We start from the raw sequence: 25745 nt of genomic DNA, 5'->3' as shown, positions 1-25745 counted from the left end.
GACTTAAACCACTCATCCACCTCTCCAGATGGCTGCTGAAGCCTGCTTTACAGCGTTTTGGCCTCAGAGGCTGCGCAGTATATAAGCCCTTATTGCGTAGTGCAAGGGGTTTTGTAGGCGCTATGTAAAAAAAGCTGTTGCTGGTAGTCGCCGATGGCTTCGCGTTCACGGGCCAGCCAGCTGGCTATTGCGGTGCGAAAACGCGCATCGGCGATCCAGTGGGCCGAGCTGGTCTGCACCGGAGTAAAGCCGCGTGCCAGTTTGTGTTCGCCCTGTGCGCCGCCCTCAAAGCATTGCAGGCCATGGCGGATGGCGTATTCGATGCCACTGTAATAGCACAGCTCGAAATGCAGGCAGTCAACCGATTCCAGCGCGCCCCAGTAGCGGCCATACAGGGTGTTGCCGTCTTGCAGGCACCAGCTGGCGGCAATGGCTTGTCCATCGCGCCGGGCGATGAACAGCAGGCAATGCTGGCTGAGGCTGTGCCCTACCCGCTGGAAGAAATCCAGGTTGAGATAAGGTGGCGAGCGGTGTTCCAGATAGGTCTGCCGGTAGCAGCGTTCGAAGAATGCCCAGTCGGCCTCGCTGATTTCCTCACCTGCCAATACCTGCACACTGATGCCGGCATCGCGCACCTTGCGTCTTTCCTGACGGATTTTCTTGCGCTTGCTCTGCGACAACTGCGCCAGGAAAGCATCGAAATCAGCGTAGCCCTGATTGAGCCAGTGAAACTGCACGCCATGGCGTAGCAGCCAGCCAGCCTCCTGCAGCAGCGCCAGTTCCTCGGCAGCGGGAAACAGCACATGGGCGGAGGACAGGCGATAGTCGGCGACAACTTGCTGCAGCCCCTGGATGAGCAGCCGTTGCCCGGCAGCATCGCCCAGCAGGCGCGGCCCGCTTACCGGGGTAAAGGGCGAGGCCAGCAAGAGCTTGGGGTAGTAATCCAGGCCGGCGCGCTGCCAGGCTTCGGCCCAGGCCCAGTCGAACACGTATTCGCCACGCGAATGGCTTTTCAGCCAGGCGGGAGCCAGCGCTTGCAGGCGGCCATCCTGCTGCAGTTGCAGCGGTAGTGGCTGCCAGCCGCTGGCCGCACTGGCGCAGCCGCTGTCTTGCAGTGCGCTAAGCCAGTGTCTTTGCATGAACAGGCCGGCGGGCCGGGCCAGTTCGTCCCAGCGCTGGCCTTCCAACTGGTGCAGGCTATCAAGCAGTTGCAGATTCACACGGTTTCCTTTCGGGCAAGCCGGCATTCTTCAGGTAAAATCCCGCTATCCAAACCCATGGTTATGTTCAACATGCGTATTGCGCTCGCTCAGTTCAACCCGATTGTTGGCGATATCGCCGGCAATACCCGAAAAATTCTCGATCTGGCCCAGGCTGCCATGGCGCAGGGTGCCGATATTCTGGTGACGCCGGAGCTGGCGCTTACCGGCTATAGCCCGGAAGACCTGTTGCTGCGCGACAGCTTCTATCGCGCCTGCTCTGCCGCCATGGACCAGTTGCTGGAGCTGGATGGCATTACGCTGGTGATCGGCCATCCGGTCAAGCTGGGGCAGGAGCGTTTCAACGCGGCTACGGTACTGCGCGATGGTAACCGGCTGGGCCAGTATCACAAGATGCTGCTGCCCAATGACGAGGTCTTCGACGAATGCCGCTACTTTACCCCCGGCGCCATGCCGCTGGTGTTCCAGCAAGGCGAGCACAAGGTGGGCGTGCTGATCTGCGAGGATGTGTGGTCGGTTGATCCGGCTGCCGAAGCCGCCGACGCCGGTGCCGATGTGGTGCTGGTGCTGAATGCCTCGCCCTTCCACCGCAACAAGATCGAAACCCGTCACGAGGTGGTGCGCTACCGTACCGAGGAAACCGGCCTGCCCTTTGCCTATGTCAATCTGGTGGGCGGTCAGGACGAGCTGGTGTTCGACGGCGCATCCTTTGCCACCAACAAGGCGGGCGAGGTGGTGGCGCAGGCTCGCGCCTATGGCGACGAACTGTTGCTGATCGACTTCAGCGCCGGCGACCTGCAAGCCGCACCGGCCAAGGCCGCGCTGCCGGGCGAGCTGGAAAGCGTCTACCAGGCGCTGGTGGTAGGCGTGCGCGACTACATCACCAAGAACGGCTTCCCCGGCGTGCTGCTGGGCTTGTCCGGTGGTATCGATTCCGCACTGACGCTGGCGGTGGCGGTGGATGCGCTGGGAGCGGACAAAGTGCACGCGGTGATGATGCCCTCGCGCTATACCGCCGACATCTCGGTGATCGACTCGCGCGACATGATAGGCCGGCTGGGCGTGAAGTATGACGAAATCGAAATCTGGCCGATGTACGAAAGCTTCATGAATGCGCTGGCGGCCAATTTCAACGGCCTGGCCGAAGACACCACCGAAGAAAACCTGCAGGCGCGCATTCGCGGCACCTTGCTGATGGCGCTGTCCAACAAGAGCGGCAAGCTGGTGCTGACCACCGGCAACAAGTCGGAAATGACCACCGGCTACTGCACACTGTACGGTGACATGGCTGGCGGCTTTGCCGTACTGAAAGACGTGGCCAAGACCCTGGTGTTCGCCCTGTGCCGCTGGCGCAATACCCAGGGCGAAGTCATTCCGGAACGCATCATCACCCGTCCGCCATCGGCCGAACTGCGCCCGGACCAGAAAGACCAGGACAGCTTGCCGCCCTACGAGGTGCTGGACGCCATCATGGCACGCTACGTGGAGGAAAACCTGTCGGCAGAAGAAATCATCGCTGACGGTTTTGCCGAAGCCGATGTGCGCAAGGTGGTGCGCCTGCTGAAGATCAACGAATACAAGCGCCGCCAGGCACCGGTTGGCCCGCGCGTCACCCAGCGTGGCTTTGGCAAGGACTGGCGCTACCCCATCACCAACAAGTTCAGCTAAGCCGATTAGGCAAGCAGGCCTGCCGGGCCTGCTTGCCTGCCATCGTCAGCCATGCCAAGCTGCGCGACATTCTATTGTCATTTCCGGAAAGCTCCATGAAACTCCGCCCCGCCCTGGCCACCCTGCCCCTCCTCACCGCCCTTGCCCTGCTCGGCGGCTGCGCCAGCCCGCTGGCCGGCAAACCGGCTGATCAGGCCACCCGCCTGGTACTGCGCGAAAACCTGCAACACGCCAGCTACAACTTCACTGGCGAGATGGGCTTCAGCACCCTGCACGGCAGTAGCGAAGATGATGCCAAGCCGCAACTGCGCTACACCATTGATGAAGTCGCCCGTTCCACCAAGGTGACGGTGAGTGGTGCAATCGATCAGGCCGGCAAGCGCATGGAGCTGATCCCGGCCTTTCGCTTTGAACGGCGCAATCTGCAAGCCAGCGTCACCCTGCCGCTGGAGCTGAACCTGCAGGATTTCTCGCTGCTGGTCGACCCCTCGGCCTTTGACTTGTTCGTACCGGAGCTGCACAGCGAGCAGCCACGCTTTGTCCGCTTCCAGCTGCCAGCAGACATCGCCGGCAAGATACCGGTAGACGCCATGCTGCAAGCCCTGCCGGGACTGGTGGACGAAGGCTATGGCAAGGTTGCGCCGCAGGCATTTGCGCTGGAAACCCTGGATGCCACTGCCAAAGAGCTGGGCGCCAGCTATCAGCTGCGCATTGCCATGAGTCCGCAGCAGGAGAACCAGGTGCTGTTGCACGTGCTGGACGGTCTGGCCAAGGTGGTCACCCAGCAAGCCGAACACGATGGTCGCCCGCAAGACGGCAAACAAGCCGAACAACTGCTGCAACTGGTACGCGAACTCACCCAGAGCAAGACCGCCGAACAGCCGCTGAGCAAATCGGTATCACACCTGTATGCCAACCGCCGTGGCCAGTTGCTGGGCGTCAACCAGAGCGTGGAGCTGAACACTCCGCAATTGCGAGGCCAGGCTTACATCAAGCTACGCTACAGCAATCATGGCAAGCCGGTGTTTGTATACCAGCCGGCAGCAGCCAGCATCATCGACTACGACAAGCTGCCCAAGCCACAATGGCTGAAAGGGCTGGAATAGCAAGCACTGCGCCACACTCCTTAACAGGATGTGGCGAACCGGCCGCCCCACTTGCTGTCACACTGTGCTGCACCGCACTCAAGCAAGCCCCGGCGGCCTGTATCAAGGATTCCCATGAAAAAAATCGCCCTGGCCTTACTGGCCACCCTGCTGAGCGTACCCGCCCACGCCAGCGCCATCGCTCAGCTCAAGGCCTTTGTCAGCGATACCAAAACCCTGTCGGCCAGCTTCAACCAGCTGGTCAGCTCGAAAAACAAGCACGAAGAAGCCAGCGGCACCCTGGAAATCTCCCGCCCCGGCAAATTCCGCTGGAGCTATAACAAGCCCTACGAGCAGCTGATCGTCGGCGATGGCAAAACGCTGTGGATCTACGACAAAGACCTGGCCCAGGTCACCCGCAAGAATCTGGACGGCGCACTGGGCTCCAGCCCGGCGGCACTGCTGGCCGGCAACAATGCCATCGAGCGTGACTATGTATTGAAAGAAGCCGGCAAACAGGGGGATGTGGAATGGCTGAGCGCCAGCCCGAAAAAAGCCGACAACACCTTTAACGCCATCCGTATGGGCTTCAGCAACAAGATGCTGGTGGAAATGGAGCTGACCGACAGCTTTGGCAACAACACCCGCATCCGCTTCAGCGCCCAGCAGAAGAACCCGGCACTGGCAGCCAGCCACTTCAGCTTCACCGCCCCCAAGGGCGTGGATGTGGTCAGCGGAGACTGAGTCCGGGCCGACCACGGCGGCGACTGCCCTGTCTTATGGCGCCACCACCCAGCCAGCCTGCTGCAAGAACCGTTCTACCTGCCAGGTATAGTCACCCGGCAGGCCCAGTTGCTGATTGATCTGGCCATGGCTCAGGTCCTGCGGCAACACCTGCACCGTCACTCCCAGCTGCCGCCCCTGGTCCGCCAGCCCCAGCGCCTGGGAGCAGGATTCTGCCCGGCGTGAAGAACACACGGCCAGCAAGGGCGGGGTGTCGACAGTCAGTAGCCGCGTGGGTGACAAAGCCGCCCAGCGCGCCGCATCATCCCCGAAAGCCCTGTCGTACAAGGGCAGGTGCGGTGCGCGCATGATGGCAGTCACCTCCAGCGCCGCACTATCCAGCAGCACCGTGGCCAGCCAGGGCTGTACGCCATGGCGCTGGCGCAAAGCCTGATCGGTACTCAGCAAGCCCACCAGATGTGCACCGGCGGAATGCCCCATCAACACCAGCTGCCGCTTGTTTGCCCCCCACTCCGCGGCATGCGCCTGCACCCAGGCCAGCGCACTGGCCACATCATCCGCCTGCTGCTCCACCGCGGCCTGCGGCAGCAGGCGGTAATCCAGCGACACCAGCACCACTCCGGCAGGCGACCAGCGTGCCAGCTTGTTATCCACCATACTAGCCGCCTGCTTGCTGCCCAGCCGCCACGCCCCGCCATGCACCATCACCAGCAAGGGGCGATCATGTCCGGCCTTAGCCGGCAGGTAGACATCCAGCCGCTGGCGCACATCACGGCCATAAGACAGGTCGGCCAAGCGGCGCACCCCGGGCGGCAAGCCAAGTTTGCTGACAGCCTCATCTTCGCCCAGCGCATCGTGGCTGGCCGCACCTTGCTGCAGCCAGTCGCGCAATGGCCCTCCCGCCGCCGGTAGTGCCAAGGCCAGCAATAGCCAAGCCATCCGCGGTTTCATCTCCACTCCCTTTGCCAGACACTGCGGAGGCCGCAGCACAGCTGATATACTAGCAGGCCGTTTCTCCAGCCGTATTAGCCGCCATGAATGATCTGTTTGCCCAGGAAGCGAAAAAACCGCTGGCTGAAGCACTGCGTCCGGCCACGCTCGACGAGGTCATCGGCCAGCAGCACCTGATCGGCCCCGGCAAGCCGCTGCGGCTGGCGGTGGAGTCCGGCACCTTGCATTCGATGATTCTGTGGGGCCCGCCCGGCGTGGGCAAAACCACGCTGGCACGCATCCTGGCCGGCAGTTTCGATGCCGAATTCATCCCGCTGTCCGCAGTATTCTCCGGGGTCAAAGACATCCGTGACGCAGTGGAACAAGCCCATGCTGCGCTGCAACGCTCCGGCCGCCATACCATCCTGTTTGTCGACGAGGTGCACCGCTTCAACAAAAGCCAGCAGGATGCCTTTTTGCCCTTTGTCGAATCCGGCCTGCTCACCTTTATTGGTGCTACCACGGAAAACCCCTCGTTCGAGGTGAACTCCGCCCTGCTGTCGCGCGCCCAGGTCTATGTGCTGAACAGCCTGGACGAAGCCGAGCTGCAACAGCTGTTCCGCCGCGCCTGCGACAAGGGCGCACTGGACGGGCTGGAATTTGACGAACAAGCCATCGCCGCCCTCACCGGCTATGCCGATGGCGATGCACGGCGCTTTCTCAATCTGCTGGAGCAAACCCGCACCGCCGCGCTGGCGCGTAAAACCGGCCAGATCACCCAGGACTTTCTGGCCGAGGTGCTCAGCGTCAACGCCCGCCGCTTCGACAAAGGCGGCGATGCCTTCTACGACCAGATTTCCGCCCTGCACAAATCAGTACGCGGCTCCAACCCGGATGCCGCACTGTACTGGCTCACCCGCATGCTGGATGGCGGCGCCGACCCGCGCTATCTGGCCCGCCGCCTGGTGCGCATGGCCTGGGAAGACATCGGCCTGGCCGACCCGCGCGCCATGCAGATCTGCAATGATGCCGCCACCACCTACGAACGGCTGGGTAGCCCGGAAGGCGAACTGGCACTGGCGCAGGCCGCCATTTACCTGGCGGTGGCGGCCAAGAGCAATGCCGGCTACATGGCTTACAACCAGGCCCGCGCCTTCGTGAAGCAGGACAAGAGCCGCCCGGTGCCGGTGCACCTGCGCAATGCTCCCACCAAGCTGATGAAAGAGCTGGGCTATGGCCACGAATACCGCTATGCCCATGACGAACCCAATGCCTACGCCGCCGGCGAAAGCTATCTGCCGGACGATATGCCCGAGCCTGGCTGGTATCAGCCAGTAGCGCGCGGGCTGGAAATCAAGATCGGTGACAAGCTTGCTCAGCTGAAGAAGTGGGATGAAGAGGCTGGCAAGAAATAAAGCTGGCACAGCAGCCAAGGGCTGATCCATGCCAGAGCTGCGTCGGCCACAACTGCCCAGGACGTCGCCTGCCAACATCTACAAGCCCGCCAGCATTGCTTATAATGCTGTTTTTGCCAGCAAGGGGCAGGACAAAGCCAGCCGCTTGCCGTTACACTTGCGCTTTACAGAACAAGTTGCTGCTGCAAGCCACAGGCAGACAGTGCAGCAGCAACCGCGGTTGCTCCCCTCCGCATGCAGGATTCAGTAAGGGGCTGATGCTGTTAAAACAGCCCGCTACCAGCAAGACATTTAAATACCATCAGGATTTTCCATGCTAGACATTCAATCGCTCCGTAACGACCTGGACGCCGTCGCTGCCCGCCTGGCCAGCCGTGGCTACACTCTGGACACCGCCGCTTTCGCCAATATGGAAGCCGACCGCAAGGCGCTGCAAACCCGCATGCAGGAACTGCAATCGCGCCGCAATGCCACCTCCAAGCAAATTGGCGAAGCCAAGCGCAAGGGCGAGGATGTGTCCGCCATCATGGCCGAAGTAGCCAACCTGGGCGATGAACTGAAAGCCGCCGAAGCCGCCTTCGAAGCGGTACAGGCCAAGATGGATGCCCTGCTGATGAGCATTCCCAACCTGCCGCACGAATCCGTTCCGGTGGGCAAGGACGAGAATGACAATGTGGAAGTGCGCCGCGTCGGCGTGCCGCGCCAGTTCGACTTCGAAGTGAAAGACCACGTCGACATCGGCACCCCGCTGGGCCTGGATTTCGACACCGGTGCCAAGCTGTCCGGCGCCCGCTTCACCGTGCTGAAGGGTGATATCGCCCGCCTGCACCGCGCGCTGGCGCAGTTCATGCTCAATACCCACACCGGCGAGCACGGTTATACCGAGCACTACACCCCCTACATCGTCAACGACAGCGCCTTGCTGGGCACCGGCCAGCTGCCGAAGTTTGCCGAAGACATGTTCAAGGTGACCAAGGGCGGCGAAGAAGGCACGGTAGACCAGTACCTGATCTCCACTTCGGAAATCACCCTGACCAATACCGTGAGCAACAGCATCCTGAAAATGGAAGAGCTGCCGCTCAAGCTTACCGCTCACTCGCCCTGCTTCCGCTCCGAAGCCGGCAGCTATGGCCGTGACACCCGTGGCATGATCCGCCAGCATCAGTTCGACAAGGTGGAAATGGTGCGTATCGAGCACCCGGACCACTCCTATGCGGCACTGGAAGAAATGGTCGGCCACGCCGAGAACATCCTCAAGGCGCTGGAACTGCCCTATCGCGTGATTACCCTGTGTACCGGCGACATGGGCTTTGGCGCCGCCAAAACCTACGATATCGAGGTATGGCTGCCGGCGCAGAACACCTACCGCGAAATCTCCAGCTGCTCCAATTGCGAAGCCTTCCAGTCGCGGCGCATGCTGGCCCGTTTCAAGGACGAAAACGGCAAGAACCAGCTGGTGCACACGCTGAATGGTTCCGGCCTGGCCGTGGGTCGCACCCTGGTGGCGGTACTGGAAAACTACCAGAACGCCGATGGCAGCGTGACCATCCCCACCGCCCTGCGCCCCTATTTTGGCGGCAAGGACAAGATCGGCGGCTAAGCCGCTTCCTCGCCGGGCCTGCCCGGTGCAAGTCCCACCGGACACCCAATGCCGTTCACTGTTGCAGTGAACGGCATTTTCAATTCTGCCACCCGGCCGCAATCCGCCTCCCGCATCACCTCAGCGCCAGTTCCTCCCCCAGGCCATCGCGCCAATTCAGCTGACATGCACAGAAGGTTCAAACCAGCGCACGACACCGCCGCTTGTGCAAGCCGCTACTATTTAGATATTTTTACTTAAGTAATAACCACAATCAGCCGCGATCATTTGCTCATCGCCACTGCGCTAGGCAGAATGCCATCTCAATTAATATTCCATCGTCAAGCAAGCTGCGCCAGCCACTGGCGCGGCCTCACCACCATGCCAAGCATCTACGACCTAAAATCCCGCTTTCAGAATCTGCTCCGCCCCCTGCTGCGTTCACTGGCTGGTGCCGGCATTACCGCCAACCAGGTCACCCTCGCCGCCATGCTGGCCTCACTGGCCTATGGCACCTGGCTGTGGCTGGCAGCAAGCCACATCCTGCCCTGGCTGCTGCTACCGCTGTTTCTGTTGCTACGCATGGCCCTGAATGCCATCGATGGCATGCTGGCCCGCGAGTTCGGCCAGCAATCACGCCTGGGCGGCATCCTGAATGAAGTGGGCGATGTAGTATCCGATGCCGCGCTGTACCTGCCCTTCTGCACCCTGACCAGCCACCCGGCACTGGTGGTACTGGCGGTCCTGCTGGCAGTGCTGACCGAGTTTGTCGGCGTACTGGGGCCCAGCCTGGGCAGCGCACGGCGTTACGACGGGCCCATGGGCAAGAGCGACCGCGCCTTCTGGTACGGTGGCTTTGCTTTGTTGCTGGTCATCGCACCGGCCAGCGCCGGCTATGCCGACTGGCTGTTCGGCGGCAGCGCGCTGCTGATGCTGCTGACCGTGTTCAATCGCGCCCGCGCCATACTGAAAGAAAGCCACCATGTTTAAGCTGCTATTGCCGCCCCCCCTGCTCTGGGCACTGGGCGGCGTGTTCCTCCTGCTGGTGCTGGCCAGCATCACCATCCGCCTGCTGGAAACGCGCAAACCTGAAAAAAACTGGCTGGAGCTGAAGCTGCGCATCAAGACCTGGTGGTGGATTGTGGGCTGTTTCTCGCTCACCATCCTGGGCAATATTCCCATCGCACTGGTGGTGTTTGCCCTGATCAGCTTTCTGGCGCTCAAGGAATACCTCACGCTGTGCGCCACGCGTACTGCCGACCATGTGGTGCTGTTCTGGGCCTATCTGAGCATTCCCCTGCAGTACTACTGGCTGGGCATCCACTGGTACGGCATGTTCATCATTTTCATCCCGGTCTACATCTTCCTGTTCCTGCCCATGCGCATGGTGCTGATCGGTGAGACTCAGGGCTTTCTCAAGGCGGCAGCTTCGCTGCAATGGGGCCTGATGATCAGCGTGTTCTGCCTCAGCCACATGGCAGCCGTGCTCACCCTGCCGCAACTCACCGGCATCGGCGTACCGGAACAGGGGGCGATGATGTTGTTCTATCTGGTGACCCTCACCCAGCTGAACGATGTGGCGCAATACCTGTGGGGCAAGTCCTTCGGCAAACGCAAGATTGCCCCCAAGGTATCGCCCAACAAAACACTGGAGGGCTTTGTCGGCGGCGTACTCACCACCGGCTTCCTCGGCTGGCTGCTCGGCCCCTTGCTGACACCGTTCAGCCCGCTGCATGCCACCCTGGCAGGCTTGCTGATTGGCACCATGGGCTTCATCGGCGACATTGTCATCTCGGCGGTGAAACGCGACATCGGCGTGAAAGACTCAGGCCGGCTGCTGCCAGGCCACGGCGGCATTCTGGACCGGCTGGATTCGCTCACCTATACCGCGCCGCTGTTCTTCCACTACGTGCATTACCTGTATTTCTAGGCTGGCCATGAAAAATCTGCTGCGCATACTTTTTGTCATGCTGTTGGCACGGCCGGTGGTACGGCTGTGGCTGGGGGTAACGGTGCGCCATCAGGAGCGGCTGCCTGACAGCGGGCCAGCCATTGTCATTGCCAACCACAACAGCCATCTGGACATCCTGGCGCTATACAGCCTGTTTCCCCTGGGGCTGATTCCGCGCGTGCGCCCTGCCGCTGCGGCTGATTACTTCCTGAAAAACCGCTGGATGGCCTGGTTCGCCACCAATGTGGTGGGCATCATCCCGGTGGTGCGTGGCGGCATGCGCCGCGACCCGCTGGCCGACTGCCGGGAAGCCCTGCACAACGGCGACATCCTGGTGCTGTTTCCGGAAGGCACCCGTGGAGAGCCGGAGGCCTTGTCTGACATCAAATCCGGCATCTGGTATCTGCTGCGCGACTTCCCCGACATCCCGGTGGTGCCGGTCTACCTGCATGGTCTGGGCCGGGCCATGGGACGCGGCCAATGGTTGCCGGTGCCGTTTTTTGTCGATATCGCCATCGGCCGCAGCCTGCAGCATCTGGACAGCAAGGAAGCCTTTTGCGCACTGATACGCGATACCCTGCTGCAACTGAAGCAGAAAACCCTGCCGGCCGCGCCGCCGCAAGACTGAAGCACCGGCCACCTGCAGCACTGCCAGTACTTGCGTAGTGGCCGGCTCAGCCAGCAGGCAATCCAGCGATCCGTCCTAGCCTGCTGCCTGCTGTTTTTTTGTGCCGGTCACCGGACTGACAGGGTCATTTTGTTCAATACCCGTTTCTGCTGCGACTTTATCTTCAGGGTCCTGCCCACTTTCTGAGGATTCCCATGCAGCTTTTCCTGTCCATGGCCGCTTTTGCGCTGGCGGCTTCCATTTCGCCCGGCCCGGTCAATATCGTGGCTTTCGGCTGCGGAGTCAGCCACGGCTTTTGGCCCAGCCTGCGCCATGTCAGTGGTGCCACCATCGGCTTTACCTTGTTATTCCTGCTCACCGGCCTGGGGCTGGCCGGGCTACTGGCGGGTGCGCCACAGGCCAGCCGCTTTATCCAGTATGCCGGGGTGGGCTTTCTGCTTTACCTCGCCTGGCAACTCGCCCGCGCCAGTGGCGAACTGGGTGTGCAGCAGCGGCAGCCGTCGTTTCTCTACGGCGCACTGATGCAATGGCTGAACCCCAAGGCCTGGCTGGCTTCGCTGGCCGGCATGGGGGCCTTTGTCAGCCATGGCGAAGCGCTGTTGGTATGGCAGTTTGCCGCCATCTATTTTGTCGTCTGCTACCTGTCGATTGCCTGCTGGGCCTGGGCCGGGGCGCGCTTGCAAGGGCTGCTGCGCCATCCGCCACGCATGCGGCTGTTCAACCGCTTGCTGGCGCTGCTGCTGGCGGGCAGCGCGCTCTATCTGCTGCTGGAATGATTCAGCCCACGCTGCGGCAGTACTGACCGGGCGTGGCCGCCACCAGCCGCTTGAAGGTGCGCTGGAAATGTGCCTGGTCGGCAAAGCCCAGCGCCTGCGCCACTTGGGCAATGGGCTGGCCGCTGCGCAACAGGCTTTTGCCACGCTGGATACGCCGGTTGAGCAGGTATTCGTGCGGCGTCATGTGATAGCGCTGGCGGAAAGCACGGATCAGGTAGGACGAGGACAAGGCGGAGGCGCTGCAGATCGCCTGCAGGCTGATGTCGTCGGCGTAATGGTCGTTGATATAGTCGGCCGCCAGTTGCAGGCGCGGATGTGTTACTTCCGTGCGGCGCTCTGCTGGCCGTGGCTGCTGCAGGGCGGTGAAAAAGGCGGTGGCCATTTGCTGCCGGCCCAACTGGCCGCCGGCAGCAGAATGGCAGGTGGCCACCAGTTGCAGCAGGCCATGATACAGCTGGGCATCCTCGCTCAGCCTGAGCCCAAAGTAATGAAAATCCTGATTGGCACTTAGCCCCAGCTCGGCTTGCAGCCCGGCCAGCCAGGGCGTGTCGACATACAGCATGTGATACGACCAGGGCTGATCGGCAATGGGATTGCAGGCGTGGACATCACCCGGATTCATCAGCACCACGCTGCCACGGCCCACGCGGTAGCGGTCTTGCAGGCTCAGGTAAGTGCTGCTGCCGCTGGTAATGGCACCGATGGAAAAATGCTCGTGCGAATGGCGGGCATAGCACACCTGCCGGCCATCCGGCACGCTGCGGACCTCCAGAAAAGGCAGTTGTGGGTCGCGCCAGAACAGTGGCGTGGCGGGCGTGACTTCCGGACTGGGGGAGCGGGTTCTGGGCATCTGCCCAGCATAATGCAGTGCAGGCAGCAGCGACAAGCCGCGCTGCCACCCGGCGTTCAGCGCGGCTGCTGCCGCAGCAAAGCCTCGAACTCGGCGGCCGGCACCGGTCGGCTGAACAGATAGCCCTGACCGCAGTCACAGCCCTGCTCCAGCAGGAAGCGGCGCTGTTCTTCCAGCTCCACCCCTTCGGCTACCAGTTCCAGCCCCAGGCTGCGGGCAATCGAGATGATGGCCTGGGTAATGGCGGCATCGTCGCGGTCCTGGTGCAGGTCCATGATGAAGCTCTGATCGATTTTCAGGCCGCGCACCGGCAGCCGCTTGAGATAGGACAGGCTGGAATAGCCGGTGCCGAAATCGTCGATGGACAGATAAATGCCCAGCGCCTGCAGGCGATGCAGCACCTCGACCATGCCGCTGTCTTCATCCATCGCCACGCTTTCGGTGATTTCCAGCTCCAGCGCACTGCTGGGCAGGCCATGGCGTTCCAGCGCCTGCGCCACGCTATCGACGATGCTGGAATACTTCAGCTGGCGGCCGGATACATTGACCGCAATGCGCCCTTGCAGCAGGCCGGCATCGCGCCAGCGGCGGATGGCGGCGCAGGTGGTATCCAGCACCCAGTCGCCCATGCTGGTGATCAGCGAGCTTTCCTCGGCTATCGGAATGAACTGGCCTGGCGAAATCAGCCCCATGTCGGGATGGTGCCAGCGCAGCAGCGCTTCGGCACCGATGATGCGGCCGGAAGCCAGCTCCACCTTGGGCTGATACCACACGTCCAGCTCGTCCTGCGCCAGTGCGCGGTGCAGGCTGTATTCCATTTTCAGGCGCTCGATGGCGCGGGCATTCATGTCGGCGGTGTAGAACTGGAAATTGTTCTTGCCGCGTTCCTTGGCCCGGTACATGGCGGTGTCGGCATTCACCAGCAGGGCATCGGCCATGGCGCCGTCTTCCGGGAACATGCTGATGCCGATGCTGGCGGAAATGAACACGCCCTGCCCGGCCACGGTGGACTCGGCCGAAATGGCATCCAGGATGCTCTGCGCCCGGCTGGCCACTTGCTGCACCGTCACCACGTTTTCCAGCAGCACGGTGAATTCGTCGCCCGACAGGCGGGACACGGTGGACAGATTGGGCACGATGCGCTGCAACTCGCTGGCTATACGCATCAGCAGCTCGTCACCGGCATGGTGGCCCAGGGTGTCGTTCACCATCTTGAAACGGTCCAGATCGATGAACAGCAAGGCAAAACGGCGATCAAACTGCCGCGCCTGCTCCACTGCGGACTGCAGCTTTTCGATGAACAGCGTGCGGTTGGGCAGGCCGGTCAGCGCATCGTGGTTGGCCAGGAAATGCAGCCGTTCCTCGGCCTGCTTGCGCTGGGTGATGTCGGAAAACACCGCCACATAATGCAGGCACTCGCCGAGTTCGTCGCGGATGGCGGTAATGCTCAGGTGTTCGGTGTACAGCAGGCCGTTCTTGCGCCGGTTCACCACCTCGCCCTGCCAGAAACCGTCGTGGCGCAGGCAGCGCCACAGGTATTCGTAGAATTCGGGGGACTGCTTGCCGGACTTGAGCAAGGCCGGCGTCTTGCCGATGGCTTCCTCGCGCGCGTAGCCGGTGATGCGGCTGAACGCCGGATTGACCGACTGGATGAAGCCATTGCCATCGGTGATGACAATGCCTTCCATGGTGGCTTCGAACACCTTGTCCGCCAGCAGCAGGCTCTGGCGTGACTGCAACAAGGCCTCGTCACGTTCGCGCAGCGCGCCATGCAGTTCCAGCAGGAATTCGTGTTCTATGCTCTGGATGATTTCGCGAAAACCGATGATATGCACCAGCTTGTGCTCGGCATCGAAGACCGCCAGATGGCGGATCTGGTGCTGCAGGATCACCCGTCGCGCCTGAAGCAGGCTGCTGCTGCTGGCCACGCCGATGACCGGCCGGGTACAGATGCTGCCCAGCTCCACATCACCCTGCCCGGCAGCCACCATGCCGACAACATCGCGCTGGGTGAGAATGCCGTAACTGCCATCGGCAAACTGTACCCCCACTGCCGTCAGCTGCTGTTCGCGCATGCTGGAGAGCGCGGCAGAAAGATTGTCGTCGGCCTGCAAGATGACCGCCGGCGGCGCCAGTATGCCATCCAGCCGCTTCAGCCCGAGAAAGGCTTCGGTACCCTGGCACAGCACCACGTCCGACAGCGACACCAGGCCGACAATCGCCCCTTCCTTCTCCACCAGCGCATGGCGGATACCCTTGCTGCGGAATTGTCCCAGCACATCGTGCACGCTCAGATGGTGCGCCAGCGTCACCACCGGCTGGCTCATCACCTGGCTGATGGGGCGGCAGCGTGCCGCCGCGTCTTCCAGATCCACCGCCAGCGCATCGGTTTCTGTCCAGATGCCCACGGCCTGACCTGGTGCAGCAAACACCACGATGGAGCCGCAACCGGACTGCACCATCAGGCTGGCCGCCTCGTGGATCAGCGTCTCCGGTGTGCAACTGAGGATATCAGTCGAGGCAATCTGCTCTATGGGCTGCATCAGCGGGGACATCATCGGACACCTGTAAGCAATTTAGCATTCACAACCACGGCATTATACATTTATTACTTAACATCTAAAGGGCAACCCGCAGCATTTAATGCATTTTGCGTACTGCGCCATTTTTCCACTTTGCCGGCAAACTGCAAAGCAAGTTTGCACCTCCCCAGCAACACCCTCCTGCCAAACCGCTGTTTTGTCGACATTTTTTCATGCCGCCGTGCTGGCACGGATATTGAAAGCGTTGGTCAGGTTGCAACACCGCCAGCCTGTCCGGACAGACCACTAACAACGCAGATCCGGCACAACAAGAAAACACATCGAATGCCATATGCATGGCAGGGAGGAGCGTAAACACATGGAGACTTTCTATCAAGCCATGCGTCGCCAGGGCGTGACTCGGCGCAGCTTTCTTAAGTTCTGCAGCCTGACCGCCACCTCGCTGGGCCTGGGCTCAGCCTTTGTCCCCCGCATTGCCTACGCACTGGAAACTAAGCCGCGCGTGCCGGTCATCTGGCTGCATGGTCTGGAGTGCACCTGCTGTACCGAGTCTTTCATCCGCTCGGCCCACCCGCTGGCCAAGGACGCCATCCTGTCGCTGATCTCGCTGGATTACGACGACACCATCATGGCTGCCGCCGGGCATCAGGCCGAAGCCATCCTGGACGACCTGATCAAGAACCACAAAGGCAATTACATTGTCGCCGTGGAAGGCAACCCGCCGCTCAATGAAGATGGCATGTTCTGCTTCCCCGGTGGCGAACCCTTCGTGGAAAAACTCAAGCGCGTCTCCGCCGACGCCAAGGCGCTGATCGCCTGGGGCTCCTGTGCCAGCTGGGGCTGCGTGCAGGCTGCCAAACCCAACCCCACCCGCGCCACGCCGGTACACCAGGTGATTCTGGACAAGCCGGTGATCAAGGTACCGGGCTGCCCGCCGATTCCGGAAGTCATGGCTGCCGTCATCACCTATATGGTGACCTTCGACAAGATTCCCGAGCTGGACCGCCAGGGCCGGCCCAAGATGTTCTACGGCCAGCGCATACATGATAAATGCTATCGCCGCCCACACTTTGACGCTGGTCAGTTTGTCGAGAGCTGGGACGACGATGGCGCGCGCAAGGGCTACTGCCTGTACAAGATGGGCTGCAAAGGCCCCACCACCTATAACGCCTGCTCCACCGTGCGCTGGAACGACGGCGTGTCCTTCCCCATCCAGTCCGGCCATGGCTGTATCGGCTGTTCGGAAGAAGGCTTCTGGGACAAGGGCTCCTTCTACGACCGCGTCACCTCCATTCCGCAATTCGGCGTGGAAGCCAATGCCGACAAGATCGGCTTTACCGTGGCCGGCACCGCCGGCGCAGCCATTGCCGCCCATGCTGCGGTCAGCGCCATCAAGAGCACCATGCTGAAGAAGCAGGACCTGCAACCGCTGGACGCCGCCGCCCCCGCGCAGAATAAAGACAAGAACGAGGAGAACGTCTGATGTCCTACCAGACCCAAGGTTTTACCCTGGACAATAGCGGCCGCCGCGTGGTGGTGGACCCGGTCACCCGGATCGAAGGCCACCTGCGCTGTGAAGTGAACATCGACAGCAACAACATCATCACCAATGCCGTGTCCACCGGCACCATGTGGCGTGGCCTGGAAGTCATCCTCAAGGGCCGCGACCCGCGCGATGCCTGGGCCTTTGTCGAGCGCATCTGCGGTGTGTGCACCGGCACCCACGCACTGACCTCGGTGCGTGCTGTGGAAGACGCGCTCAAGATCAAGATTCCCGAAAACGCCAACCTGATCCGCAACCTGATGCAGGCGGCGCTGTATGTGCACGATCACCTGGTGCACTTCTACCACCTGCACGCGCTGGACTGGGTAGACGTGGTATCGGCACTGAAGGCCGACCCGAAAAAAACCAGCGAACTGGCCCAGAGCATTTCCGACTGGCCCATGTCCAGCCCCGGTTATTTCCGTGACCTGCAATCGCGGCTGAAGCGCTTTGTCGAATCCGGCCAACTCGGCCCCTTCCGCAATGGCTACTGGGGTCACCCGGCGATGAAGCTGCCGCCGGAAGCCAACCTGATGGCGGTGGCCCACTATCTGGAAGCGCTGGATTTCCAGAAGGAAATCGTCAAGATCCACACCATTTTTGGCGGCAAGAACCCCCACCCCAACTGGCTGGTGGGCGGCATGCCCTGCGCCATCAATATCGATGACGTGGGTGCAGTCGGTGCCATCAATATGGAGCGGCTGAACCTGGTATCGCAGATCATCGACCGCACCATCACCTTCTGCGAGCAGGTGTATATCCCGGACGTGATCGCCATTGCCGGCTTCTACAAGGACTGGGCAGCCATCGGCGGCGGTCTCTCCAGCCAGAGCGTGATGTCCTACGGTGACTTCCCCGACCATGCCAACGACTACAGCGAAAGCAGCCTGCTGCTGCCGCGTGGCGCCATCATCAATGGCAAGTTCAACGAAATCCACCCGATCGACCTGTACGCCCCGGATGAAATCCAGGAATTCGTCACCCACAGCTGGTACAGCTATGGCGACGACAGCAAGGGCCTGCACCCCTTCGATGGCATTACCGCGCCCAAATTCGAGCTGGGTGCCAATCACAAAGGGACCAAGACCCGCATCGAGCAGCTGGACGAATCGGCCAAGTACTCGTGGATCAAGTCGCCACGCTGGAAGGGCCACGCCATGGAAGTAGGCCCGCTGGCGCGCTACCTGATTGGCTACCACCAGAACAAGCCGGAGTTCAAGGAACCGATCGACAAGCTGCTGCACACGCTGGGCGCGCCCAAGGAAGCGCTGTTCTCCACCCTGGGCCGCACCGCCGCGCGCGCGCTGGAGTCGTCCTGGGCCGCCAACAAGATGCGCTACTTCTTCGACCGCCTCATCAGCAATATCAAGAACGGCGACACCGCCACCGCCAATGTGGAGAAGTGGGACCCGGCCAGCTGGCCGGCAGCGGCCAAGGGCGTGGGCTTTACCGAAGCACCGCGTGGTGCGCTGGGGCACTGGCTGAAGATTGCCGACACCCGCATCGACAGCTACCAGTGCGTGGTGCCTACCACCTGGAACGCCGGCCCGCGTGACGCCAAGGGCCAGATCGGCGCTTACGAGGCCTCGCTGATGGGCACCAAGATGGCGGTGCCGGATCAGCCGCTGGAAATCCTGCGCACCCTGCACAGCTTCGACCCTTGCCTGGCCTGCTCCACCCATGTGATTGGCGAAGACGGCGGCGAGCTGGTAAGCGTGAAAGTACGTTGAGTTCGTCGCCACACCAGCCCGCCCATTCCCCCGGAACGGCTGGCAAGGCGACGATTGACCAGTCCGCATGGCCTCGCTCCCCCCGCAGGCCATACGGGCGAACTTCCTGATCGACCACCACGCGGGCCGGGGTGCGCATCACTCCCGGGATGTCCGGCAGCGTGGTGGTTCGGCGGGAAAACAGGAGATTCGGCATGAAAAGCTACGGCTTCGACGGCAACGCCCCGCAGGGCCTGGGCCGCAAGGTCACATCCGTCTATGTGTATGAGGCGCCGGTGCGCCTGTGGCACTGGGTGACGGTGCTGTGCATCATCACCCTGTCGATCACCGGCTATCTGATCGGCAAACCCTTACCTTCAGTACCGGGTGAGGCGACCTTCAACTTCGTCATGGGCTATATCCGTTTTGCCCATTTCACCGCTGGCTATATTCTGGCCATCGGCCTGATCGGCCGGCTGTACTGGGCGCTGGTGGGCAATCACCATGCGCGCGAGATCATTCTGGTGCCAGTGTGGGACAAGGGCTGGTGGAAGGAATTTTTCTTTGAAGTGCGCTGGTATCTGTTTATCGAGCGCTACCCGAAGAAATACATCGGCCACAACCCGGTAGGTCAGATCGCCATGGCCACCTTCCTGTGGGTGGCGGTATTCATGTGCTTCTCCGGTTTTGCCCTGTACGGCGAAGGCCTGGGCACCAAGAGCTGGGCGTATCAGGCTTTTGGCTGGGTGATTTCCGCTTTTGGCGGCAATAGCCTCACCGTGCACAACTGGCACCGGCTGGGCATGTGGTCCATCATCCTGTTCGTGATGATTCATGTGTATGCGGCGATCCGCGAGGACATCATGTCCAAGCAGAGTATGGTGTCGACCATGATCAGCGGTTTCCGCATGTTCAAGGACTAGACCAGGAAAACGTCAGCTACTGCGTTGCGCCTCCTTGTCGTACTCAGTGTACTGTCTGCGTCGGCGCGCCTTGTCCCTGACGTTTTCATTTTCCTGACCAAACCGTGGAATTTGTCGAACTGCCGCCAGCACACGCTGGCGGCAAACCAGCTCAGCCCAACACACCATCCCAGCCCGCCACCATGACCATCCCGCTCGTCAGTGCCCGCACGCCGCTGCATCCCGGCCGCTTTCTGGATAGCCGCTTTCTGGCCCCGGCCGGACTGAGCCAGACCGAAGCCGCACGCCGGCTGGGCATTTCGCGGCGGCGGCTGAACGAGCTGATCGCTGGCAAGCGTGGTATCAGCCCGGACACCGCCATCCGGCTGGCCTGCTTGTTCGGGCAGGATGCGCAGTTCTGGATGGCACTGCAAAGCGCCTGGGATCTGGCCCAGGCCCGCCGCCAGCTAAGGCAAGCACGTCGCGTTTAAGCCTTGCGTCACAGCAGACGCAAGCTTGCACTGCGTTGCCATCAACGACCCGCGCTCCGTACACCATGACCCGCCTTGCCACCGCCCGCCTTACCCCCATGTTTCTTGCCTTCCCTGGCGCTGCACTAGATAATCCCTTCCGTGCTGTTCAATAGCGGCACCGGGATTGGCGTCCCGTTCCAGACGGACTTTGCACAAGGCCAAGCTTTGTCGCGTCCGTAACCATTGCACGTCTTCTATGGCGGGCCATGGTGGGACCCTCTCACGAGGCACCGCTCCTGGAACGGTAACGCCAATCCTGCCATGTGCCTGCCACCCCCGATTGGCGTCGGGCGGCAGGTAAACATTCCAGGAGACCATTCATGATTTTCCCTGTTTACTTGCTTGCCGCCTCTGCCCTATGCCAACCAACGGGAGGGCGCAGCGCATGACACACCAAACATCCCTACCCGTCTTGCCCTTGATGCGCCAACACATCGTGCTGCTGCAAGCCATGCTTCAGCAGGACAGCTTTGCCGCGCTGCGCAGCCCGGTGCAGGAATTGGCACGCAGCTTTGCCCAGTTGGAATCGGCATTACGGGAACAGGCCCAGACGCTGGAGGCCGTATTGGCCTTGCTGGCCCTGCATCCGTCTGATGCCTCCCGCAGGCACTTGATGCAGGGCTTGCTGGGTTTGCAGCAGCAACAACAGCAATTGCTGGCTTAAACCCGCGTAGTCACCCGTGCAAAACAGCCCGGCTATTTAATGGATAGGCGGGCTGTTGGCTTAAGGCTTTTTATTCAATAGCGGCGTGCCTTGCACCTGGTCCCAGAAAACGTCCGCACCATCATCGACCTGATCAGCCGGAGTGCCACCATCAAGCTGGTAAAAGCCTACGGCGACAGCAATTGCCTGGAACTGGGCCATAACTCCACCATCAACAAGGTGCTGGTGCTCAAATACCGACTGTGTGATTGCAGGATTGAGGAGATTCTGGATAAGGAGGATGACCTTGTCCCGCTGAGAGATACCGGGCAAGTATCGTTGTTCTGAATGCAAGAATGGCCCCGAACGGTCATTTTTACTTCTACTACATCGGCGAACCACACAAAACGGAAATCCAGAGCATATCGGCCCATAGCCCCCATATCGGCCAAACCGGACTGTCGGAGTTCTACCCCATTTCGACTGCTTACGACCCAAAGCAGACCTCTCCATAGGGGCTTTATTGCACAAATCAGGGCTTGCGCCTGTCCGGTAGAATGCCGCAGCTGGATGACTACTTCCAGCAGCTGCAGCAGCGACGCACTGCCGGCGAGCCGCTGCGCCGTCTGAAAGACCTGACCGGGCTGAACTACGCCAGTGACGAAGTCACCTGTGAAGACCACTACACCAATCCCTACCAGGGCCGCGAATATGCGGGTGACGGCCTGTCCTACCGTGGCCGCCACGGCGCACTGGAGGTGATGACCATAGCACTGGAAGATGTGCTGGGTCGCAATCCGGCCCGTTTGCAGCGTATGGTGCAAGCTGATAGAGAAATGTTTGATCTGGTAATGGGACTGCTCTACTACTATGACCTGCATTGACCTGCCCGCACTGGGCGCAGGCCCCGGACTGCAGTTTGACTGGGACCCGGACACCGGCACGCTCAGCGGCCGCGACGCCGTTTTCATGCAGCTGGCCGTCTCCCACGCAGCGGCAGAAGGCAGCATCAGCAGCCCCCCTGGCCCACACGCTACCCGGTGCGCGGCCCCTTGCACCGGCCTGCCGACATGGCACTGGTGCTCAGCCAGTTCTGTCAGTTGGATGGGGAGTGGGCGCAGATTATCCCGCCCTAGGGCAAACCGCATGACGGCAATGCCAATGCGGGAGCTGCCCGCTACATCTGCTAAACCGGCAGCACATGATTTTTCTGATTTGGCCGAGGGAATACCACCGGCCACTGCCCAGCAGCAGCGTGCTGCCTTATCATCTTGTCATCACATAGCCGATGGCAAAGATGGCAACGCAATTTACGGGGCAGGCGCAGGTCCACACGGATCAAGACTATGCGTTTAATGGCCGGACCTTTACCGACACCGACTACATCCGCCTGGGTGGCGCACCGGATGGCAGCCAGGTCGAGGTGACTGCTGGTGACATTGGTGTTGAAATCGCCGTGGCGAACCCCTTGTTTGAAACCCCGGCCGTGTCCGTCATCTTCCAGTCAGATACGGGTGACGCGGTGCTTTACCTGTACAAGGACATGTTTGTCCTCAAGCCGGAAAACTACCGGCAGGGGATTGCCAGCACCAGCCTGGCCTTACAGGTAAAACATGCGCAGGCACTGGGTTTTGCTGCCATCTCGCTGTATGCCGATGGATCTTTCAGTGGCAAGCTGAATGGTTACTATACTTGGGCCAGATTGGGCTTCAACATGGCCATCCCTGCCAGCCTGCTCCAGCGTTTGCCTGGCACATTGCAGCATTGTCAGGACGTGCTGGACTTGATGGAGACGCAGGAGGGCCGGACCTGGTGGCTGCATGAGGGGTTTGGTGGCGATATGGAGTTTGATTTGACGCCCGGCAGCAGGTCGGACAGAATATTTACTAAGTATCTGGAAGAAAAGGGGATTGTGGTATGACAAGACAAGTACTGGAGCGGCCGGCCCGTTCTGCTGCGTCTACGCCTGCCGTACCCCCGGCCCAGCATCCGCAAGGCGGCAAGGTGGTGGATCTGGCCTCCATGCCCAAATCGTCCCCGGCGCAAATCCGCGCTGCACTGGCCAAGCGCCACCAGGCGACAAAGCCACAGGCCGAGCTGAGCTTTGCCGAAGTGGGACTGGTGGACGAACTGCGCCAGCTGGTGTCGCTCAACATCCGCAAGAAAACCGCTGTACATGGCAAGACCCATGTCAGCAGCCAGCCCAGTGGCAAGACCGGCAAGATGGCATCCGATGCCCGGCAGCAGGCGGCATATCGACGCCGCGCCACCTTCGGCAAGAGCAAATAAACAAAGCCCGCGCAAGCGGGCTTTGTTGTTGGCGGGGACAGCGTTCTGTGTTGGGAAATTTCTGTTGAATACTGCTTCCTCACTACATTGCATGATTCATACGGTATGATATTGTATGAATTTTATGATTTTCAGTTAATTTTTTGCGATCTATTTTGTTCTTTTGAATGTCAATCTGGGGCGGATATTTATTGTGGCTTCGCATGTGAAGATTGGGTTGTGGAATACTGGTTTGAATCCACCAGGAAAAAAGAAACAGCATGCAAAGAAAGTCATGGATGATTTTTGTAATATTGTTGATTTTCTGTTAAATGATTGTGAACTTGACTTCCTTGCATTGCTTGAAGTGTCGGTTGCAGATTATGACGTATTGCGTAAAAAATTGGGCGTGGGTTTCAATATTATTGATGCGTCCAATTCTGCGGGTGTAAATTTATATTTTGACATGGTTTTTGTCTATAGGGATGGTGTGTTTGATTTTGTGGATAAGTTTGATCTTACTAAAATTTATGAAGGTAGAACTTATAAATCTGCGCAGCAATTAAATTTTATTTTAAATGATCTGCTTGTGCATTTTTTTGTGTCTCATTGGCCAAGTCGAATTTATGCAAAGCCGGATGATGGTGCAAGAGAGAGAATCGCTGAGACCATTGCTAATACAATTGATCGTGACATCAAGGGTGATGCATCTTTGGTTATTCTGATGGGTGATTATAATGCAGAGCCATTTGAGCGTTGCATTCAGGGTTCGCTTAGTGCTAGTAGAGATTTTTCTTTGGTTGAGGGAAACTCAAAATTATTCTATAATCCATTCTGGCGATACTTCAGCTATAATAAAAGCGGTGGCGTGAATGGTAGCTATTTTTATAAGAATGGCTGGGGTGCAAGGTGGATGATGTATGATCAAATAATATTTTCTTCGGCTTTTGTTTCTGGTAGTTCTGGATTGGTAGTCGATGATGATTCGGTTTGTATTTTTAATCACGCGTTGATAGATGCGGCATATGATCGGCATGGTGGGAAATTATTTGATCACTATCCAGTCCTTGCTGTAATAAAAGGTAAGTGAAAATGGCACGATTTTCTGAATTCGCTAAGAAGGGTATGGGACAGGCACTTGTTGTTTCAAAATTGAAATCAGAAATTAGGGCAGTCATTGATGATTTGAGCCAAGATTTTTCTGATTCGTTTGGTGTGCATGTCAAGTTCACCGTTAGGCCACACCCTTTGAGGCACTGGCTGTTGACTAGCATGTCTGCTATGACAAGCCAGCCAACTGCAGTAGAAGACTCGGAATTGGGCTTGTATGCATCTGCTGATCGTGATGGGAAGTCTCTTGGTGAAGTCCTATTGGCTAATTGGGAGCAACCTTCGACGGTCTACCCGATTTGTTTGAAATACGCAGATGCCAAGACTTGGTGTGATGACAAAGATTCATTGATTGTTGGTATTCAGGCTATGCTTAGCCATCCTTCTGTCGGAAAGAAGCTTGCCAATTTACTTCCTGTGTCTGAGGTAAATCCAGATGGTAATTCATTGTCAATGTAGAATTCTAAGCCTAGGTGCTGGAATTTTCGGTTCGATTATTTATTTTGCGCTATTTAATTTGAATGAGTTTTTGCTCCTCTGTTGATACGAGGAGAGTGGACGCGTATATGATCAATGCGTACTACTGTGCAGTGTGCTGCACTGGATGACGTAAAGCACGTCATCAAAAAGTAGGCTCTGCCAAACCCTTCGTCCCCCCCCCTTATCCTACGCTTCACCCCCGCCTAAGCTGCCTGCCATCGTGCGCGATTCCTGCGCGCTAGTGGCAGGCAGGCAATGCAGACACCCCGACACTTTCTTCTTTCCCAGCAGCCTGGCCGTGTGGTGCGGCTGTTGTCCGGCATGGCAGACCCGCCGGCGGACAAGCCGCGCAGCTGGGTGACGGTAACCCGTGAGGGTTCGTTTACTGACCCGCGCTGGGGCCGCTTCGAGATCAGCCGCGACATGCTGCTGGCCATGGTGGCCAACTTCGAGCAGGGCGTGGTGGGTATGCGCCCCATGGTCATGCTCATCTTCGCTGAAAGTCACCTCAAAGCGGTGCGCATGATCGCCATGTCCGATATTCAGCACGGCCTCAAATTCATGAGGCTCAGGAATGGGCCTGTCCGAATTTCTGTGTAAATCAGTCGTTACTGGTTGTGTCGCTGACTGGCCGCTAAGGCCGAATTTGAGACCTTGGCTTCGTATCAAGGCAATGGCCGCTTCTGGTCGAAAGCTGACTCTTTCCGATTACATGCCTTGCCATGGCAATACCCATATTGCATGGAAATGCAATGGCTTAGCGGGCTACCAATCTCAGATATCACTCATCGCCACCTAGCTGTACCGAACCCCTTCCCAATCTGCCCACACCCTGACTTTCCCTACGATTTGCCTCATGTCCTGCATGAGGAAATATCGTGTCCCGCACCATCAATCTGATCGTCATCTACTGCGCCGCCAGCCCCAATGGCAAGGTGCTTGTCTCTGCGTTCAGGACTGCCGCAGCCTTCATTGACCAGTGGCATGCCCAACGCGGTTTTCGCCGCCAGCCGACCGCCATTCCCGCATCGGCCTTGCCCATTTCCGGGAATACACCCATCCATCACACCTGCCTGACCACAACCGGTTAGATGGTTTGCACTTTTACTTTCCATTTGCCAGGAAAATGTCCTTGCATTGCGTATGGAATAAGCGGCAAACCCCTGAT

Annotated in this window: 26 protein-coding genes; 22 read left to right on the top strand and 4 right to left on the bottom strand. The window is 59.7% G+C overall.

Annotated features, from left to right (window positions below):
* Positions 1-89: 89 nt before the first annotated feature.
* Entirely contained in the window at positions 90-1220 is a 1131-nt protein-coding gene (locus EAY64_RS13645; protein WP_226034165.1) for a GNAT family N-acetyltransferase, read from the bottom strand.
* 72 nt (positions 1221-1292) lie between these two features.
* Between EAY64_RS13645 and EAY64_RS13640 the strand changes: the two genes are divergently transcribed.
* From EAY64_RS13640 to lolA, 3 genes are all read left to right on the top strand, one after another.
* Positions 1293-2888, top strand: coding sequence for an NAD+ synthase (locus EAY64_RS13640; RefSeq protein WP_103525302.1), 1596 nt, complete (start codon positions 1293-1295; stop codon positions 2886-2888).
* 95 nt (positions 2889-2983) lie between these two features.
* Entirely contained in the window at positions 2984-3994 is a 1011-nt protein-coding gene (locus tag EAY64_RS13635; RefSeq protein ID WP_147456229.1) for a hypothetical protein, read from the top strand.
* A gap of 114 nt (positions 3995-4108) precedes the next feature.
* Positions 4109-4717 carry an outer membrane lipoprotein periplasmic chaperone LolA gene (gene lolA, locus EAY64_RS13630; RefSeq protein ID WP_103525294.1) on the top strand — a complete coding sequence of 203 codons (609 nt, stop codon included), beginning with the start codon at positions 4109-4111 and terminating at the stop codon, positions 4715-4717.
* A 33-nt stretch (positions 4718-4750) separates the two neighbouring features.
* Here the strand turns inward: lolA and EAY64_RS13625 are convergent, their stop codons facing one another.
* A complete protein-coding gene (locus EAY64_RS13625) occupies positions 4751-5668 on the bottom strand; it encodes an alpha/beta hydrolase (RefSeq protein WP_103525293.1) in 918 nt (305 codons plus the stop codon).
* A gap of 83 nt (positions 5669-5751) precedes the next feature.
* Here EAY64_RS13625 and EAY64_RS13620 point away from each other — a divergent pair, with 83 nt between their 5' ends.
* The 6 genes from EAY64_RS13620 to EAY64_RS13595 all read left to right on the top strand — a co-directional run bounded on the left by EAY64_RS13620 (position 5752) and on the right by EAY64_RS13595 (position 11996).
* Positions 5752-7062: a replication-associated recombination protein A gene (locus EAY64_RS13620; RefSeq protein WP_103525292.1), complete on the top strand. Its 1311-nt coding sequence runs from the start codon at positions 5752-5754 to the stop codon at positions 7060-7062.
* Between the two features lie 313 nt (positions 7063-7375).
* The gene (gene serS, locus EAY64_RS13615; RefSeq protein ID WP_103525291.1) at positions 7376-8662 is read left to right on the top strand and encodes a serine--tRNA ligase; all 1287 of its coding nucleotides are present in this window, start codon (positions 7376-7378) and stop codon (positions 8660-8662) included.
* A 360-nt stretch (positions 8663-9022) separates the two neighbouring features.
* Positions 9023-9631: a CDP-alcohol phosphatidyltransferase family protein gene (locus EAY64_RS13610; protein ID WP_103525290.1), complete on the top strand. Its 609-nt coding sequence runs from the start codon at positions 9023-9025 to the stop codon at positions 9629-9631.
* The gene (locus EAY64_RS13605) at positions 9624-10571 is read left to right on the top strand and encodes a phosphatidate cytidylyltransferase (RefSeq protein WP_103525289.1); all 948 of its coding nucleotides are present in this window, start codon (positions 9624-9626) and stop codon (positions 10569-10571) included. The genes EAY64_RS13610 and EAY64_RS13605 overlap by 8 nt, the downstream gene beginning before the upstream one ends.
* Before the next feature lie 7 nt (positions 10572-10578).
* Positions 10579-11220, top strand: a complete 642-nt coding sequence (locus EAY64_RS13600) for a lysophospholipid acyltransferase family protein (RefSeq protein WP_103525288.1) — start codon at positions 10579-10581, stop codon at positions 11218-11220.
* A gap of 194 nt (positions 11221-11414) precedes the next feature.
* Positions 11415-11996 carry a LysE family translocator gene (locus tag EAY64_RS13595; RefSeq protein WP_103525287.1) on the top strand — a complete coding sequence of 194 codons (582 nt, stop codon included), beginning with the start codon at positions 11415-11417 and terminating at the stop codon, positions 11994-11996.
* Between the two features lies 1 nt (position 11997).
* Here EAY64_RS13595 and EAY64_RS13590 read toward each other — a convergent pair whose 3' ends face one another.
* Entirely contained in the window at positions 11998-12846 is an 849-nt protein-coding gene (locus EAY64_RS13590; protein WP_103525301.1) for an AraC family transcriptional regulator, read from the bottom strand.
* 56 nt (positions 12847-12902) lie between these two features.
* A complete protein-coding gene (locus EAY64_RS13585; protein ID WP_233178882.1) occupies positions 12903-15404 on the bottom strand; it encodes an EAL domain-containing protein in 2502 nt (833 codons plus the stop codon).
* A gap of 343 nt (positions 15405-15747) precedes the next feature.
* Between EAY64_RS13585 and EAY64_RS13580 the strand changes: the two genes are divergently transcribed.
* From EAY64_RS13580 to EAY64_RS13525, 13 genes are all read left to right on the top strand, one after another.
* On the top strand, positions 15748-16872 hold the full coding sequence (locus EAY64_RS13580) for a hydrogenase small subunit (protein ID WP_103525286.1): 1125 nt from the start codon (positions 15748-15750) through the stop codon (positions 16870-16872).
* Positions 16872-18662 carry a nickel-dependent hydrogenase large subunit gene (locus EAY64_RS13575; RefSeq protein ID WP_103525285.1) on the top strand — a complete coding sequence of 597 codons (1791 nt, stop codon included), beginning with the start codon at positions 16872-16874 and terminating at the stop codon, positions 18660-18662. The genes EAY64_RS13580 and EAY64_RS13575 overlap by 1 nt, the downstream gene beginning before the upstream one ends.
* Positions 18663-18856: 194 nt before the next feature.
* Positions 18857-19564: a Ni/Fe-hydrogenase, b-type cytochrome subunit gene (cybH, locus tag EAY64_RS13570; protein WP_103525284.1), complete on the top strand. Its 708-nt coding sequence runs from the start codon at positions 18857-18859 to the stop codon at positions 19562-19564.
* A gap of 182 nt (positions 19565-19746) precedes the next feature.
* A complete protein-coding gene (locus tag EAY64_RS13565; protein WP_103525283.1) occupies positions 19747-20034 on the top strand; it encodes a HigA family addiction module antitoxin in 288 nt (95 codons plus the stop codon).
* Between the two features lie 427 nt (positions 20035-20461).
* Entirely contained in the window at positions 20462-20740 is a 279-nt protein-coding gene (locus EAY64_RS13560) for a hypothetical protein (protein ID WP_147456228.1), read from the top strand.
* Between the two features lie 90 nt (positions 20741-20830).
* The gene (locus tag EAY64_RS13555) at positions 20831-21067 is read left to right on the top strand and encodes a hypothetical protein (RefSeq protein WP_103525281.1); all 237 of its coding nucleotides are present in this window, start codon (positions 20831-20833) and stop codon (positions 21065-21067) included.
* Between the two features lie 209 nt (positions 21068-21276).
* Positions 21277-21603: a hypothetical protein gene (locus tag EAY64_RS13550; RefSeq protein ID WP_103525280.1), complete on the top strand. Its 327-nt coding sequence runs from the start codon at positions 21277-21279 to the stop codon at positions 21601-21603.
* 404 nt (positions 21604-22007) lie between these two features.
* Positions 22008-22640: a hypothetical protein gene (locus tag EAY64_RS13545; protein WP_103525279.1), complete on the top strand. Its 633-nt coding sequence runs from the start codon at positions 22008-22010 to the stop codon at positions 22638-22640.
* Positions 22637-23008 carry a hypothetical protein gene (locus tag EAY64_RS13540; RefSeq protein ID WP_103525278.1) on the top strand — a complete coding sequence of 124 codons (372 nt, stop codon included), beginning with the start codon at positions 22637-22639 and terminating at the stop codon, positions 23006-23008. Before EAY64_RS13545 ends, EAY64_RS13540 begins: the two co-directional genes overlap by 4 nt.
* 193 nt (positions 23009-23201) lie before the next feature.
* Positions 23202-24077, top strand: a complete 876-nt coding sequence (locus EAY64_RS13535) for an endonuclease/exonuclease/phosphatase family protein (protein WP_147456227.1) — start codon at positions 23202-23204, stop codon at positions 24075-24077.
* Between the two features lie 2 nt (positions 24078-24079).
* The gene (locus EAY64_RS20290) at positions 24080-24556 is read left to right on the top strand and encodes a hypothetical protein (RefSeq protein ID WP_147456226.1); all 477 of its coding nucleotides are present in this window, start codon (positions 24080-24082) and stop codon (positions 24554-24556) included.
* 321 nt (positions 24557-24877) lie between these two features.
* On the top strand, positions 24878-25177 hold the full coding sequence (locus tag EAY64_RS13530) for a hypothetical protein (RefSeq protein WP_103525276.1): 300 nt from the start codon (positions 24878-24880) through the stop codon (positions 25175-25177).
* A gap of 278 nt (positions 25178-25455) precedes the next feature.
* Complete coding sequence (locus EAY64_RS13525) at positions 25456-25668, top strand: hypothetical protein (RefSeq protein ID WP_103525275.1); 213 nt, start codon at positions 25456-25458, stop codon at positions 25666-25668.
* Positions 25669-25745 lie beyond the last annotated feature (77 nt).

Origin of the sequence: Aquitalea palustris, assembly GCF_003693445.1 — a bacterium.
Classification (GTDB): domain Bacteria; phylum Pseudomonadota; class Gammaproteobacteria; order Burkholderiales; family Chromobacteriaceae; genus Aquitalea; species Aquitalea palustris.
The sequence above is the reverse complement of the archived record's forward strand: the minus strand, read 5'-3'. Positions and strand labels throughout refer to the sequence as shown.

Bases quoted from the DNA above. Each gene is read 5' to 3' on its own strand.
- EAY64_RS13640 (WP_103525302.1), top strand. From the start codon at position 1,293: ATGCGTATTGCGCTCGCTCAGTTCAACCCGATTGTTGGCGATATCGCC.
- EAY64_RS13635 (WP_147456229.1), top strand. From the start codon at position 2,984: ATGAAACTCCGCCCCGCCCTGGCCACCCTGCCCCTCCTCACCGCCCTT.
- lolA (WP_103525294.1), top strand. From the start codon at position 4,109: ATGAAAAAAATCGCCCTGGCCTTACTGGCCACCCTGCTGAGCGTACCC.
- EAY64_RS13625 (WP_103525293.1), bottom strand. From the start codon at position 5,668: ATGAAACCGCGGATGGCTTGGCTATTGCTGGCCTTGGCACTACCGGCG.
- EAY64_RS13620 (WP_103525292.1), top strand. From the start codon at position 5,752: ATGAATGATCTGTTTGCCCAGGAAGCGAAAAAACCGCTGGCTGAAGCA.
- serS (WP_103525291.1), top strand. From the start codon at position 7,376: ATGCTAGACATTCAATCGCTCCGTAACGACCTGGACGCCGTCGCTGCC.
- EAY64_RS13610 (WP_103525290.1), top strand. From the start codon at position 9,023: ATGCCAAGCATCTACGACCTAAAATCCCGCTTTCAGAATCTGCTCCGC.
- EAY64_RS13605 (WP_103525289.1), top strand. From the start codon at position 9,624: ATGTTTAAGCTGCTATTGCCGCCCCCCCTGCTCTGGGCACTGGGCGGC.
- EAY64_RS13600 (WP_103525288.1), top strand. From the start codon at position 10,579: ATGAAAAATCTGCTGCGCATACTTTTTGTCATGCTGTTGGCACGGCCG.
- EAY64_RS13595 (WP_103525287.1), top strand. From the start codon at position 11,415: ATGCAGCTTTTCCTGTCCATGGCCGCTTTTGCGCTGGCGGCTTCCATT.
- EAY64_RS13590 (WP_103525301.1), bottom strand. From the start codon at position 12,846: ATGCCCAGAACCCGCTCCCCCAGTCCGGAAGTCACGCCCGCCACGCCA.
- EAY64_RS13585 (WP_233178882.1), bottom strand. From the start codon at position 15,404: ATGATGTCCCCGCTGATGCAGCCCATAGAGCAGATTGCCTCGACTGAT.
- EAY64_RS13580 (WP_103525286.1), top strand. From the start codon at position 15,748: ATGGAGACTTTCTATCAAGCCATGCGTCGCCAGGGCGTGACTCGGCGC.
- EAY64_RS13575 (WP_103525285.1), top strand. From the start codon at position 16,872: ATGTCCTACCAGACCCAAGGTTTTACCCTGGACAATAGCGGCCGCCGC.
- cybH (WP_103525284.1), top strand. From the start codon at position 18,857: ATGAAAAGCTACGGCTTCGACGGCAACGCCCCGCAGGGCCTGGGCCGC.
- EAY64_RS13565 (WP_103525283.1), top strand. From the start codon at position 19,747: ATGACCATCCCGCTCGTCAGTGCCCGCACGCCGCTGCATCCCGGCCGC.
- EAY64_RS13560 (WP_147456228.1), top strand. From the start codon at position 20,462: ATGACACACCAAACATCCCTACCCGTCTTGCCCTTGATGCGCCAACAC.
- EAY64_RS13550 (WP_103525280.1), top strand. From the start codon at position 21,277: ATGCCGCAGCTGGATGACTACTTCCAGCAGCTGCAGCAGCGACGCACT.
- EAY64_RS13545 (WP_103525279.1), top strand. From the start codon at position 22,008: ATGGCAAAGATGGCAACGCAATTTACGGGGCAGGCGCAGGTCCACACG.
- EAY64_RS13540 (WP_103525278.1), top strand. From the start codon at position 22,637: ATGACAAGACAAGTACTGGAGCGGCCGGCCCGTTCTGCTGCGTCTACG.
- EAY64_RS20290 (WP_147456226.1), top strand. From the start codon at position 24,080: ATGGCACGATTTTCTGAATTCGCTAAGAAGGGTATGGGACAGGCACTT.